Source organism: Pseudomonas sp. B5(2017) (genome assembly GCF_002112825.1).
GTDB classification, from domain to species: Bacteria; Pseudomonadota; Gammaproteobacteria; order Pseudomonadales; family Pseudomonadaceae; genus Aquipseudomonas; species Aquipseudomonas putida_Z.
Window position 1 is genome coordinate 178,842 of sequence record NZ_NEIR01000001.1, and the last position, 14,044, is coordinate 192,885.

Genomic DNA, 14,044 nt, shown 5'->3' on the forward strand with positions numbered 1-14,044 from the left:
AGCCCTGCCTACATCAGAAGCCCAGGCGATCGCGCAGGCTGTAGTACCAGGCACCAATGGCGCTGAACGGCACGCGCAGCATCTGGCCACCCGGGAACGGATAGTGCGGCAGGCCGGCGAAGGCGTCGAAGCGCTCGGCCTGGCCGCGCATGGCCTCGGCCAGCACCTTGCCCGCCAGGTGGGTATAGGTCACGCCGTGACCCGAGCAGCCCTGGGAGTAGTAGATGTTGTCGCCGATACGGCCAACCTGCGGCAGGCGCGACAGGGTCAGCAGGAAGTTGCCGGTCCAGGCGTAGTCGATCTTCACGTTCTGCAGCTGCGGGAAGGCCTTGAGCATCTTCGGACGGATGATCGCCTCGATGTTGGCCGGGTCGCGCGCGCCGTACACCACGCCACCACCGAAGATCAGGCGCTTGTCGCTGGTCAGGCGGTAGTAGTCGAGCAGGTAGTTGCAGTCCTCGACGCAGTAGTCCTGCGGCAGCAGGGTGCGCGCCAGTTCGTCGCCCAGCGGCTCGGTGGTGATCACCTGGGTGCCGCATGGCATGGATTTGCTGGCCAGTTCCGGCACCAGGTTGCCCAGGTAGGCGTTGCCGGCGACGATGATGAACTTGGCGCGGACCTTGCCCTGCGGGGTATGCACCACCGGGTTGGCGCCACGCTCGATGCGTACGGCCGGGGTTTGTTCATAGATGATGCCGCCCAGCGACTCGACCGCGGCGGCTTCGCCCAGGGCCAGGTTCAGCGGGTGGATGTGGCCGCCGCTCATGTCCAGCATGCCGCCCACATAGTTGTCGCAGGCGACCACTTCGCGGATGCGCTTCTGGTCCATCAGCTCCAGCTGGTTGTGGCCGAAGCGTTCCCACAGGCGCTTTTGCGACTCCAGGTGGCCCATCTGCTTGCTGGTGAGGGCAGCGAACACGCCACCGTCCTTCAGGTCGCACTGGATGTTGTACTTGGCCACGCGCTCACGAATGATGCGCCCGCCTTCGAAGGCCATCTGGCCCAGCAGCTGGGCCTGCTTGGGGCCGACGGTGCGTTCGATGACGTCGATGTCGCGGCTGTAGCTGTTGACGATCTGGCCACCGTTGCGGCCCGATGCGCCGAAGCCGACCTTGGCCGCTTCGACGATGCTCACCTTGAAGCCGTTCTCCAGCAGGAACAGGGCGCTGGACAGGCCGGTGTAGCCGGCGCCGATGATGCACACATCGGTTTCCACCTCACCCTGCAGCGCCGGACGTGGCGGCACCGGGTTGGCCGAGGCGGCGTAGTAGGACTGGGGGTAGGGGGTGTTAGCCATGCTGCAGGAACCTCGTGTTTTATATTTTTAACGAATGTACCGATGCTATCAATAATAATAAACACCCGCTAGTCGTCCGTTGAAAATCCTTTACTCGGTCCTCGTCAGCGCGCCTTTCTATAAAGAGTTTAAGATTCAGTAGGTTAGCGCGAAAAAAAGTATTGACATGGTTTTTGGAATGGGTAGAATGCGCACCACACGACAGGCACATAGCTCAGTTGGTTAGAGCACCACCTTGACATGGTGGGGGTCGTTGGTTCGAGTCCAATTGTGCCTACCAAATCGAAGAAGGGGTGATCCGAAAGGGTCACCCCTTTTTTCATTGTGATTTTATGCGGCCAGGGGCTGGTGCGCAGCCCATCCGACCAATGCCGTGCTTCGGCAAGGCGGCCCCATGTGTAGAAAACTCGAAAGTTTTTGATTTTTCTCAAAAAAACGCTTTACAGGTACGCATTCGGTCACTAATATGCGCACCACACGACAGGCACATAGCTCAGTTGGTTAGAGCACCACCTTGACATGGTGGGGGTCGTTGGTTCGAGTCCAATTGTGCCTACCAAACGAAAGTCCCGGCTACCGGGCATCAAAAGGGCGACCCCAAGGGGTCGCCCTTTTGTTTTTGTCGTGCCCAACGGAGGGCGATTTCACGCGCTACAGTCTCGTCGGAAGGCCGCATAGCGAATTGCGACTATAGTGAGTCTCTAGCGATGGGGTCAGAGATGCGGCTATGCCTTCGATTGATGTGTCGCTTCCGTTGAGCCTGCGCAAACGGGCCATGTTGGCCAGTGCGTTGAACCTTCTCGCTGTCTTTGCTTCCCAGGTCATGCGACTGGGCGGCAATCTGGTGATCACCCGCTTGCTCGTGCCGGAAATGTTCGGCGTGATGGCCATTGCAACCACTGTTTCAGTGGTGCTGCAACTGCTTTCCGATGTTGGGCTGCGGCCGAACGTCATTCAGAGCTCGCGCGGCGACGAACCGCTGTTTCTCGATACCGTGTGGACGGTGCAAGTCATCCGTGGGTTTGTGCTGTTCCTTCTGACGTTGCTATTGGCCCTGGGGGCAAAATTCACGCAGTACATCGAACTGTGGCCGGCCCATTCCACCTACGCCGCTCCAGAGCTACCGATGGTGCTGGCTTTGTCTGGGTTCGCCGCGATCATCTATGGCTTCCAGTCGCCCAAGGTCGATGTGGCCATCCGTGTCTTCCAGCAGAAGAAGGTGGTGATCGCCGAACTGATTGCACAGTTTGTCGGTTTGATCGTGATGCTCGTGGCAGGCTATCTCACCCGCTCCATCTGGTCATTGGTGGCGGCGGGGCTGCTGAGCACACTGGTTTTCACCGTACTCAGTCACCTGGTCTTCCAGGGGCCGCGCAACCGCCTGCGATGGGACCCCGCCGCGCTGCGCGAGGTGTTCGATTACGGGCGCTGGATCTTGTTGTCGTCCTCCGTAGGGGTGCTGGCGATGCAGGGTGACCGGATCTGGTTCGGCGGAAGCATGTCGGTCGCGGAGCTAGGGGTCTATTCCATCGCTGTCGCCATCCTCGGGGCCATTCAGTCGGTCCTGCTGCGGCTGGCGGGGGCAGTCGCCTTGCCGGCCTTCAGTGAGGCAACGAGAAGTGGCGACAAAGAGCGGGTGCGCAGCCTTTACTACCGTTCCAGGGTGCTGTTCGACCTGACCTCGCTGTTCGCTTGCGGTTTTTTGCTGACTGCCAGCCCGCTGTTGATCAGTTGGCTGTACGACGACCGTTATGTCGGCGCCGGCAATACCATGGCCATTCTCTCGCTCTCTCTTTTCACCTTGCGCTTCACGCTGGCACACCAGCTCTGGTTGGCCCTGGGGCTGACCAAATACGTGGCGATGGACAACATCATCCGGGTCGTTTCGCTGTTTATCCTGCTGCCGGTCCTCATGGCCATCGGTGGCGTGAGCTATGCCATCTGGGGTGTGGCGCTGCATACCTTCTTCACGCTTTTCCTGATTTTTCCTGTCAACCGCAAACTGGGACTGCTGGACCTGAAGCGCGAGGTTGTAGTCCTTCCTGCCCTGCTGATCGGCGTCTTTTTCGGTGAAATGATAACCAGCCTGTTCACCTGATTGCGTCGTGAAGGCGCAGGCAGTTGGGCGTGTGGTCGGTAGACACAGGGGCCGCGAAAGGTTCCAGCGCCTGGGAGGGAAGGCTGCATCAGCCGGCCTCTGAGACCGCATGGTCAGGTATGCTGTTGTTATCTTTCGCCATATCCACAAGTAGAAAAAATGGCGCCATAAAACATACAGTTTTCACTGGCTAATCATTGAATAATCAATGATTAAGCGTGTCTTGACAGATCTTTTTCGCAGATCTTTAATCTTTTGGTATCTGGCAGCCTGAGGCGTTTAAGTGCCAAGGTTTATTGGCTGTTTATTTGACAGCGCTTATTACCTGTTAACTGGATGAGCTCCAAGGGCATGAAATGAGAAAGCACATACGAAAGCTCATAACGCCGTCGATGCGCTTCGAAATAAGAAAGTTCTTGACTTGGGCCCAGGATATAATGGGGCGCGCGTGTTTGTGGCGCTGGGAAATTACCAGGTTTCGGCTGCAGGCAAGTAACGACTACGAAGTCTTGTATGTGGGTCGAAAGAGCCGCAAGGAAATGGCCAAGCTGCTCATCGGCGGTAAACCCGAGGCCGACACCAAATCCGGTGATGGCACGCAACAGCCTGGCGCCGCGTCCCATAGGGTGTTGATCAGCGAGATGCCCAGTGCAGGTGCCCTGTACGTGCCCCATTACCTGAGTGCCATCATCCCCCTGGGGCGTCCGCTGGAAGAGATCATCGCCCGCTACGACGGTGAACTGCGCCGCAACATCCGCAAGTGTCGGCCACTGTACCGCATGCAGCAGGTGCTGACGGACGAGGAGATTGGCAAGGCCGACCGGGAAATGTTGCAGCCTTATGCCCAGGCGCGGCATGGCCTGTATGCCAAACAGTTCGATTCCCAGGATGTGTTGCGCATCGCCAAGACCGTTGGCCGGCTCGACCTCGTGATGAAAGGCGACGAGGTTGTAGCCTGTCATTTCGGTTGTGTAATAACCCGGGCCGGCAAGCGCTATTGGAGCACGCTTCGCTTTGGCTACCCGGAGGCCGTCTTCAACGACCCAAAACGACTGCGCGAGGTCAACTCGATCACTACCTTCATGGCCCTGGAATGGGCCATCGAGCAGGGTTTCGATTATTACGATATCGGCCAATGTCTGGCACGTCCTGACGATGGGCTTTTGAAATGGAAGCGCCGGCGCGGCGGTGATGTGGATACCTTGGGCAACCAGGCTTATATGTTCGTTCGGCTGCCGAAGACCGGCATCGCCAAGTTTCTCTGGGAATTCCCGTTATTTGCCGTCGAGAACAGCAGGCTCACACTGCATCTGGGTTTGCCGGATGGGCCAAGTGACGACGAAGTTGTCGACCGCTATCGTGAAATGGTCTTCGGTGGATTATTCAAGATATACATTTACTGTGCGAAAGCGCCTGGCGAACTGCTGCTGGAGAACTTGCGTGATCGATATGCTCACTTCCAGTCCCCTCCCATTCTGGAAAAAGTAGTGTGCAACTGAGCGTGAAAGAAAGCCTTTCAATGAGAGCGCTGCATGATGAACGACATTTCGGATGTAGACACGAAGGGATCCGACCATAAAAGCTGGAGCTTGGCCGCATACAAGTACCTCGCAAGAAAGCGGCTGGTACGAAAGCCGTCGGAGAACCTGAAGAACCTTGCGGTCAGGACCTGGGATATCGCCCCGGTCGAGGTCACCCCAGCGCCTCCCGCTTTCTTTCTGCCGAATCAGTTGGAGCGAGTGACCGGCTGGGAAGCGAAACGTTTCTTTCCTTTCGAGCATCCGCGGCGGACCATGGAGGGGCTGGGCAGCGTCGCACAGGCCCCTACCAGGGGCTATCTGATCAAGGACGTCGTTCTGATCGATGGCGCACTCTACAAAAACAATGCCAGCTTCTGGCTGTCTGACCGGCCCAACGGGTTGCCGCGAATCGTCGTGGAGCAAGAGGTCGAGCGTGGGGCCGCTTATTGTTCACGTTACGGCAACCGCTGGTTTGGAACGTGGCTGGCCGAGGATTGCGTCACATATGCTTTGGCCCGTAACGAAGGCGTGCCGGTCACCACGGCACCCTCGCGCAGGTTCCCCCTTTTTTCCCAGGCTGCGCAGTACGAAGAATGGCTTGGCATGCATCCGCTTCGGCTGCACACGGCCTTTTTTCGAGAGTTGGTGCTGTTCGATGACTTCAGCCACAACACAAACCAGTCCGAGCGATACCGCGCCATGGGCCAAAAGTTGTTGTCGCGGGTAAATTACCAGTCTCACCCGGGGGTTTTCATCTTGCGGGGCGGTGATGGGGATCCGCGCCTGCTGCACAACGAACTGGAGATCGCCGAACATCTGCAAAAACATCGCGGCTTTCGCATCCTTGCCCCTTTGAAGTGCGACCTGGCAACCATCGTGGAAACCTGTGCCGGGGCGAGGGTAGTGGTGGGCGTCGAAGGCAGCCAGCTCATCCACGGTATGAATGTGCTGTCGCCCGGCGCTTCGGTGCTGACGCTGCAGCCACCTGATCGCTTTGTCTGCTTCTACAAGTACCTGACTGATCGCGATCAACAGCATTTCGGCTTTGTGGTCGGAATACCCGATGGCAGTGGCTTCCGCATCGACCTCGATGAGCTCGAACGGACCTTGGATCTACTGCCGTCATGACGAGGCATGGCATGCCATGACTGCCTGAGGTGCATGGCCACTGGTTGCACGGTGTAACGTATGGTCGCGGTCCTTGCCCGGGGAGGGCGTGCTAGAATCCGCGCCTTCGAATCTGGAGGTACACGCGTGCGCAAACTGGCTGTGGTAATGGCAGTGCTCGCCCTGGCGGGCTGTGAGAACGAGGTCGAAGGCGTGCACAAACAGGTGGCCGAACACCTGCACAACCCCAAGACCGCCAAGTTCGGCAACGTGCGGATCGACACCCAGGGCACCATCTGCGGCCAGGTCCGCGGCAAGGATGATGCCGGGCAGTACGAAGCCTACCGCAGCTACGTGGCGATCAAGCGCGATGGCCAATACGAAATCATCGTCGACGACAGCGGCAACAACCTGCGCATCCGCGAGATGTGTGGCGGCGCCGAGCTGCAGCGTCGCGCCGAAGCTCTGGCAGGCCAGCCGGCCCCGCAAGGCTGGGATGTGGAAGTGATCCAGGGCGCCAACATGGGCGCGCTCAGCGACATGACCGCGCGCCTGATCGAAAAGGGCATCCCGTCCTCGGTGGAGTACCGCGACGGCAAGCCGGTGGTGCTGATGGGGCCGTTCCCCAGCCGTGAGGAAGCCGAAGCACGCAAGGCCGAGGTGATGGCCAAGCTGGGTACCGATTCGGTGGTGATCCAGCACGGCGCAGCGCGCTGAAAACCTTGTGTGCGTAGGGCCTGTAGGAGCGGCCTTGCGTCGCGACGGGCTGCGAAGCAGCCCCACAGAATCTGCTGTGATGCCGAAATCCCGGGGCTGCTTCGCAGCCCGTCGCGACGCAAGGCCGCTCCTACAGGGCGTGCGCCAGCTTCCGGATTTCGAGCAGTCAAACGCGCGCTAGACATTGTCCGCACAGTTTTGGCTATGCTTGGCAGGAAGAAGCCGAACGGGGAGGGCCTCATGTCTACACTGGAGCGGGCCATTGCCGTGGCCGCCAGGGCGCATGAAGGGCAATACGACAAGGGTGGGGCTGCTTATATCCTCCACCCGCTACGCGTGATGATGCGGGTTTCCACAACCGAACAACGGATTGTCGCGGTGCTTCACGATGTGATCGAAGACACCCCGCTGACCCTGTCCGACCTGGCGCGCGAGGGTTTCGCGCTGAAAATCCTTGCCGCCTTGCTGGCGCTCAGCCGCCGTGAGGGCGAGGCCTACCAGGACTTCGTGGTGCGCCTGGGCGGTGACCCGCTGGCGCGCACCGTCAAGCTGGCCGACCTGGCCGACAACAGCGACCTTTCGCGCATCCCCTGCCCAGGCCCCACCGACCTGGCGCGGCTGGCGCGTTACCGCGAAGCCAGCGCCTACCTGCAGGCGTTGGCCTGAGGTTGAATACGCGGTCAGTCTTCCTTCGGTACGGTCCAGAAAATCTGCACACCGCCATCGTCGCGGTGGGCGAGGGTGACGTTATCGTTTTCGGCGATTTCCTCGAGCAGGGTTTCCCAGTCTTCCGGGGCTTCCTGTTCCAGGCGAAAGATCAGCGCCGCGCGGCTGCGCTGGGCAGTGGGGCTGTTGATGATCTTCTGGATGCGTATACCCAGTTGTTCATAGCTGCTCGGGGTGGCGGAGGCGGTGCTGGACACAAGTGTTTCCTTGTTTTTGCTGTATGCACATACAGTATTTCACTGTAAGTAATTTCGCAACAGCTTGTCAGGCGAAAACTGTGCTCAAGCCTGGGCCGATCCGTGCGCAGCGTTATCCAGGGTATTCCACAGGCTTCTCATCGTAGGGTTCTGATGCGGGAGACCCTGTGGGAGCGGGCATGCCCGCGAACACCGGCGAAGCCGGTGCCATACACCGCGTCGCATGCTTCGCGGGCATGCCCGCTCCCACAGGTACCGCGCAACTGCAAGTGCTGATGATCGTTCATACATTTGTATGGCTGATGGCTCCGTCTATTGAAAATGGTCGATACCACCCCCCGCCAACCCCGCATAACCTCAGGCCAACACGCACTGGTCACTACTGACAAGACGAAGCCCTCCACACCAGTCGCAAACGCCAACGGGAAGCCACCAGCATGTCAGCGAAATCCGATTTGTCCCTGTTACCCAACAAACCGCTATGGTTTGCCCCGAGCGCGCCACGGGCCCGGCTGGACGGCGTGGCCGATGCCGATGTGGTGATCGTCGGTGCCGGGTACACGGGGTTGTGGACCGCCTACTACCTGCTCAAGAGCGACCCGTCGCTGCGCGTGGTGCTGCTGGAAAAGAACGCCGTCGGCTTCGGCGCCTCGGGCCGCAACGGCGGTTGGGCCTCGGCGATCTTCCCGATTTCCCTGCACCGGGTGGAGCAACTGTATTCCCACCATGCGGCCTTGCACCTGCAGGCTGCGATGAACGCAACGGTCGACGAGATCGGCCGGGTGCTGGCGCTGGAAGGGGTCGATGCCGACTATGCCAAACAGGGCTTCCTCTCCCTGGCCCGCAGCGCCCCGCAGATGGCGCGGGCGCGTGCGGCCGTGGAATCTTCGGCGCGCTTCGGGCTGCCTGACCAGTGGCGAGTGCTGGAGGCTGCCGAAGCCCATGCCCGGACCGGCGCCCAAGGCACCCTTGGCGGCCTCTACACCGAACACTGCGCGCTCATCCACCCCGGCAAGCTGGTGCGTGGCCTGGCCAAGCTGGTCGAAAGCCTGGGCGCGACAATTTACGAGCAGTCGGCGGTCACCCAGATGGCCCCGGGCGTAGTGCACACCGAACACGGTTCGGTACGTGCCGGCATGACCGTGCGGGCCACCGAGGCATTCACTTCGCAACAGCCGGGCAAGTCGCGTTTCGTCATCCCGCTGTATTCGCTGGTGCTGGCCACCGAGCCGTTGCCGCGTGAACTGCTGGCCCGGCTCAACCTCGACCACCGCCTGGCGTTCAACGACATGCGCCACCTGCGCGTATACGGCCAGGTCACCGCCGAAGGCCGGCTGGTGTTCGGTGGCCGGGGCGCGCCCTACAAATGGGGCTCGAGCATGCCCGAACAGGCTGACCTGGTGGACAGCATCCACGGCAAGATCCACGACACCCTGCTCGAATTCTTCCCGGCCCTGCGCGACGCCCGCATCACCCACCGCTGGGGTGGCGCGCTGGGTGTTTCCCGCGACTGGTGCCCGACCGTCAGCATCGACCGCAACCAGCGCATGGCCTGGGCCGGCAACTACGTCGGTGATGGCGTGGCCACCAGCAACCTGGCCGGGCGCATTCTGCGCAACCTGATTCTCGAGCGTGATGAAGACATCAACACGCTGCCCCTGGTCAACCACCGCTCGCCATCCTGGGAGCCAGAACCGCTGCGCTGGTTCGGCATCAACAGCGGCCTGGCTGCCGCGTCGCTCAGTGATCTGGAAGAGCGCTACACCCACAAACCTTCACGTACCGCGATGCTGCTGGAAAAGCTCACCGGCGCCCATTGAAAGGAGAAACCCCATGCCTTCGTTCACCATCATCAAGCACGCCGACATCAAGGCACTGCCACTGAACCCTGCCGGTCAGCGTGCCGGCGCCGACAAGGGGGACCCGCAGATCGCCATCAGCAAGCAGGCCCCGGATGCGGTCGGCAACCTCGGCGTATGGGAATGCCAGCCGGGTGGCTGGCCGGTGGTCGACCGCCCTGACACCGAGTTCACCTACATCATCTCCGGCAAGGCGCTGCTCACCGACGACAGCACCCGGGAGGTGGTGGAAGTGACCGGCGGCGACCTGATCATCCTGCCGCCAGGCTGGACCGGCCGCTGGGACGTGCTGGAAACCGTGCGCAAGGTCTACGCCATCTACTGATTTCCGCCAGAGCTGGAAGCCTGCCCCGATCCTTGTGGGAGCGGCTTCAGCCGCGAACACCGGCGCAGCCGGTGCCATGCACCGAGTTGCCTTCTTCGCGGGTGAACCCGCTCCCACATGGCCGCCGCATCCATCAACCATTTTCGGATAACCACAATGACCCAAACCATCATGAACTGGATCTCCGGCGCTCTGGCCGAGACCACCAGCGGCCAGCAATTGCCGGTCTACAACCCGGCCACCGGCGTGGTCACCGGCCAGGTGCAGCTGTCTGCGCAAAAGGACGTGGACGCCGCCGTCGCGTCGGCCAAGGCCGCTTTCCCGGCCTGGAGCAACCTCTCGCCACTGCGCCGTTCGCGGGTGCTGAACAAGTTCCTGGCGTTGCTCAACGAGCACCGCGACGACCTGGCCCGCATGATTACCGCCGAGCACGGCAAGGTGTTCACCGATGCCCAGGGCGAGGTGATGCGCGGCATCGAGATCGTCGAGTTCGCCTGCGGCGCGCCGCAGCTGCTGAAAACCGACTTCACCGACCAGGTCAGCACCAACATCGACAACTGGACCCTGCGCCAGCCGCTGGGCGTGGTCACCGGCATCACCCCGTTCAACTTCCCGGTGATGGTGCCGATGTGGATGTTCCCGGTCGCCCTGGCCACCGGCAACACCTTCGTGCTCAAGCCCAGCCCGCTGGACCCGAGCCCGAGCCTGTTCATCGCCGAGCTGCTGAAGCAGGCCGGCCTGCCGGACGGCGTGTTCAACGTCGTGCAGGGCGACAAGGACGCGGTCAACGCGCTGATCGAGCACCCGGATGTGCAGGCGGTGTCGTTCGTTGGCTCCACGCCGATCGCCAACCACATCTACGAAACCGGTGCCCGCCACGGCAAGCGCGTGCAGGCGCTGGGCGGGGCTAAGAACCACTTGGTGGTGATGCCCGACGCCGACATCGATCAGGTGGTCGATGCGCTGATCGGTGCCGCCTATGGCTCGGCTGGCGAGCGTTGCATGGCGATCAGCGTGGCGGTGTTTGTCGGTGACGATACTGCCGAGAAGGTCATGCCCAAGCTGATCGAGCGTACCCGCGAGCTGAAAGTGCTGAACGGTACCAACCTCGAAGCCGAGATGGGCCCGATCGTCACCCGCGCGGCGCTGGAGCGCATCACCGGCTACATCGAGCAAGGCGTGAAGGAGGGCGCGAAGCTGCTGGTCGATGGCCGCAACTTCAACGGCCAGGCGGCTGGCGAAGGTTGTGGTGACGGTTTCTGGCTGGGCGGCACGCTGTTCGACAACGTCACCCCGGGCATGCGCATCTACAAGGAAGAGATCTTCGGCCCGGTACTGGCCTGCCTGCGGGTGAAGGACTTTGCCGAAGCGGTCGACCTGATCAACGCCCACGAGTTTAGCAATGGCGTGAGCCTGTACACCCGCGACGGCCACATCGCCCGCGAGTTCGGCCGCCGTATCCAGGTGGGCATGGTCGGTATCAACGTGCCGATCCCGGTGCCGATGGCCTGGCATGGCTTTGGTGGCTGGAAGAAGAGCCTGTTCGGTGACATGCATGCCTACGGTGAGGAAGGGGTGCGCTTCTACACCAAACAGAAGAGCATCATGCAGCGCTGGCCGCAGGCGATTGCCAAGGGGGCGGAGTTCGCGATGCCGACCAGCCACTGAGGCATTCGGCTAGCTGACAGCAAACGGCCCCGCCCACGCAGCGGGGCTGTTTGCATTTCAGGGGTACTAGTGATCAGTACTCCCAGAAGATCCGCTGCAGCTCCTTGCTGTCCTGGGTCCTGGTCATCGCCACCATCGCCAGGATCCGCGCCTTTTGCGGGTTCAGGTCATGGGCCACGACCCAGTCGTTCTTGTCGTCCGGCTGTTCGGCGTTGCGCAGCACGAAACCACCTTGGTTGACGTGCGACGAGCGAATGATCTGCACGCCGTTCTTGCGCAGTTCCTGCAGCGCCGGCACTACCCGCGACGACACCGAACCGTTGCCGGTACCGGCATGGATCAGTGCCTTGGCCCCATTCTGCGCCAACGCCTTGTAGGCGGTGTCGGTGACGTTGCCATAGCCATAGGCGATGTCCACCTGCGGCAGGCTGCTGATCTGCTTGATGTCGAACTCGGAGTTGACCGTGTGGCGCTTGGCCGGCAGGCGGAACCAGTAGGACTTGCCTTCCACCACCATGCCCATCGGGCCCCAGGCGCTCTTGAAGGCCTCGGTCTTGATGTTGAGCGCCTTGCTCACATCGCGGCCGGACTGGATCTCGTCATTCATGGTCACCAGCACGCCCTTGCCGCGCGACTGTTTGTCGCTGGCCACGGCCACGGCGTTGTACAGGTTGAGCATGCCGTCGGCGGACATGGCGGTGCCCGGGCGCATCGAACCGACGACCACGATCGGCTTGTCGGTCTTTTCCACCAGGTTGAGGAAGTAGGCGGTTTCTTCCAGGGTGTCGGTGCCGTGGGTGATGACGATACCGTCCACGTCCTTGCTTTCGGCAAGTTCGGCAACGCGTTTGCCCAACTTGAGCAGGTCGTCGTTGGAGATGCTCTCAGAGGCGATCTGCATGACCTGCTCGCCGCGCACGTTGGCCACGTTGGCCAGTTCCGGTACGCCGGCGATCAGCTTGTCGACGCCCACCTTGGCGGCCTGGTAGGTGGCGCTGTTGGCGGCGCTGGCGCCAGCACCGGCAATTGTGCCGCCGGTGGCGAGAATGACCACGTTGGCCAGCTTCTGCTGGGTCTCGGCTTCTTTGGCCGAGGCGGTGGTTGGCAGCACCAGCAGCAGGGCGAGTGCGCTGGGGGCGAAGGTTTTCAGTGCGGCATTCATCGTTATTGTTCTCTCTCTTCCTAATGAGATGGTTGTTTTGTCGCACAGGGTGCAAGGCAGGTTTCGTACCAGGCATGTGCGCGCTGCCTGTAGGAGCGGCCTTGTGTCGCGATGGGGCGCGTAGCGGCCCCAGATTCACGGGCGAATACACAAATTGCCGGGGCTGCTGCGCAGCCCATCGCGACGCAAGGCCGCTCCTGCATGAAGGTGCGTGCCATTCGAGATTCCGAACAAACGCAGGAAAAGACGTTCGGCTTTTCGGAAAAAATCCGGATAAACTGCCCCAGGCTCGACTTGACCTCCCACAGCCAAACGGATTTGACAAACCCCGATCCTGTTTCCATAGTTAGGCAACGCAAACGTTTGCGATCCGACAAAAAACACAAGATCCGGAGTCATCGTCCATGAAACTGCCGTTCCCCGGTCGTCTGCTGGCCCTCGCGGTCATTTCCTCGCTGTCCCTGGCCCTGCCGTTTTCGGCCGCCCACGCCGAAGACAAGCCCAAGGTCGCCCTGGTCATGAAGTCGCTGGCCAACGAGTTCTTCCGCACCATGGAAGACGGTGCCAAGGACTACCAGAAAGCTCACGCCGATGAATTCGAGCTGATCGCCAACGGCATCAAGAACGAGACCGACACCGGCGAGCAGATCCGCATCGTCGAGCAGATGGTCAACGCGGGCGCCAAGGCCCTGGTCATTGCCCCGGCCGACTCCAAGGCGCTGGTATCGGCGGTGAAGAAGGCCATGGACCAGGGCGTGGTGGTGATCAACATCGACAACCGCCTGGACCCGGCGCTGCTCAAGAGCAAAGGCATCAGCGTACCCTTCGTGGGCCCCGACAACCGCAAGGGCGCGCGCCTGGTCGGCGACTACCTGGCCAACGAGAAGCTCAAGGCCGGCGACCAGGTCGGCATCATCGAAGGCGTGCCGACCACCACCAACGCCCAGCAGCGTACCGCCGGCTTCAAGGAGGCCATGGAGGCCGCGCAGATCAAGATCGTCTCGGTGCAGAGCGGCAATTGGGAAATCGACAAAGGCAACGCCGTCGCCGCCTCCATGCTCAACGAATACCCCGACCTGAAAGCCTTGCTGGCCGGTAACGACAGCATGGCCCTGGGCGCCGTGTCGGCCGTGCGTGCTGCTGGCAAAGCCGGCCAGGTGCAAGTGGTGGGCTACGACAACATCAACGCCATCAAGCCGATGCTCGCCGATGGCCGTGTGCTCGCCACCCTCGACCAGGCGGCCAGCCAGCAGGCGGTGTACGGTATCCAGGCGGCGCTGAAAATGGTCAAGGGCGAGAAACCCGACGTGGATGCCGACAACGTCATCCAGACCCCGGTCCAACTCATCACCAAGTCCTGATCGCTGG

Annotated in this window: 12 protein-coding genes and 2 tRNA genes; 11 read left to right on the forward strand and 3 right to left on the reverse strand. The window is 61.4% G+C overall.

Annotated features, from left to right (window positions below; all coding sequences use genetic code 11):
* Positions 1-13: 13 nt before the first annotated feature.
* On the reverse strand, positions 14-1,297 hold the full coding sequence (locus tag CAG00_RS00855) for an FAD-binding oxidoreductase (protein WP_025338521.1): 1,284 nt from the start codon (positions 1,295-1,297) through the stop codon (positions 14-16).
* A gap of 203 nt (positions 1,298-1,500) precedes the next feature.
* Here CAG00_RS00855 and CAG00_RS00860 point away from each other — a divergent pair.
* From CAG00_RS00860 to CAG00_RS00890, 7 genes are all read left to right on the forward strand, one after another.
* Positions 1,501-1,577, forward strand: a tRNA-Val gene (locus tag CAG00_RS00860).
* 202 nt (positions 1,578-1,779) lie between these two features.
* Positions 1,780-1,856 (forward strand) — tRNA-Val (locus tag CAG00_RS00865).
* A gap of 168 nt (positions 1,857-2,024) precedes the next feature.
* Positions 2,025-3,395 carry an oligosaccharide flippase family protein gene (locus tag CAG00_RS00870; protein ID WP_085663204.1) on the forward strand — a complete coding sequence of 457 codons (1,371 nt, stop codon included), beginning with the start codon at positions 2,025-2,027 and terminating at the stop codon, positions 3,393-3,395.
* 356 nt (positions 3,396-3,751) lie between these two features.
* Positions 3,752-4,894, forward strand: coding sequence for a hypothetical protein (locus CAG00_RS00875; RefSeq protein ID WP_085663205.1), 1,143 nt, complete (start codon positions 3,752-3,754; stop codon positions 4,892-4,894).
* Positions 4,895-4,927: 33 nt separating this feature from the next.
* Complete coding sequence (locus CAG00_RS00880; RefSeq protein ID WP_085663206.1) at positions 4,928-6,043, forward strand: glycosyltransferase 61 family protein; 1,116 nt, start codon at positions 4,928-4,930, stop codon at positions 6,041-6,043.
* A gap of 126 nt (positions 6,044-6,169) precedes the next feature.
* Positions 6,170-6,739 (forward strand): SPOR domain-containing protein, encoded by a 570-nt coding sequence (locus CAG00_RS00885; protein WP_025338525.1) that lies wholly within the window; start codon positions 6,170-6,172, stop codon positions 6,737-6,739.
* Positions 6,740-6,979: 240 nt separating this feature from the next.
* Positions 6,980-7,405, forward strand: a complete 426-nt coding sequence (locus tag CAG00_RS00890; RefSeq protein WP_003260953.1) for an HD domain-containing protein — start codon at positions 6,980-6,982, stop codon at positions 7,403-7,405.
* Positions 7,406-7,419: 14 nt separating this feature from the next.
* Here the strand turns inward: CAG00_RS00890 and CAG00_RS00895 are convergent, their stop codons facing one another.
* Entirely contained in the window at positions 7,420-7,662 is a 243-nt protein-coding gene (locus CAG00_RS00895) for a DUF1654 domain-containing protein (RefSeq protein ID WP_025338527.1), read from the reverse strand.
* A 437-nt stretch (positions 7,663-8,099) separates the two neighbouring features.
* On the opposite strand from CAG00_RS00895, the gene CAG00_RS00905 reads away from it, so the two are divergent.
* The 3 genes from CAG00_RS00905 (at position 8,100) to CAG00_RS00915 (ending at position 11,514) form a co-directional block, all read left to right on the forward strand.
* Positions 8,100-9,482 (forward strand): FAD-binding oxidoreductase, encoded by a 1,383-nt coding sequence (locus tag CAG00_RS00905; RefSeq protein WP_085663208.1) that lies wholly within the window; start codon positions 8,100-8,102, stop codon positions 9,480-9,482.
* Positions 9,483-9,495: 13 nt separating this feature from the next.
* A complete protein-coding gene (locus CAG00_RS00910; RefSeq protein ID WP_085663209.1) occupies positions 9,496-9,846 on the forward strand; it encodes a cupin domain-containing protein in 351 nt (116 codons plus the stop codon).
* A gap of 156 nt (positions 9,847-10,002) precedes the next feature.
* Complete coding sequence (locus CAG00_RS00915) at positions 10,003-11,514, forward strand: CoA-acylating methylmalonate-semialdehyde dehydrogenase (protein WP_085663210.1); 1,512 nt, start codon at positions 10,003-10,005, stop codon at positions 11,512-11,514.
* A 73-nt stretch (positions 11,515-11,587) separates the two neighbouring features.
* Here CAG00_RS00915 and CAG00_RS00920 read toward each other — a convergent pair whose 3' ends face one another.
* Positions 11,588-12,676, reverse strand: coding sequence for an asparaginase (locus tag CAG00_RS00920; protein ID WP_085592285.1), 1,089 nt, complete (start codon positions 12,674-12,676; stop codon positions 11,588-11,590).
* A gap of 404 nt (positions 12,677-13,080) precedes the next feature.
* Between CAG00_RS00920 and CAG00_RS00925 the strand changes: the two genes are divergently transcribed.
* Entirely contained in the window at positions 13,081-14,037 is a 957-nt protein-coding gene (locus CAG00_RS00925) for a sugar ABC transporter substrate-binding protein (protein ID WP_085663211.1), read from the forward strand.
* The last annotated feature ends 7 nt before the right edge of the window (positions 14,038-14,044 follow it).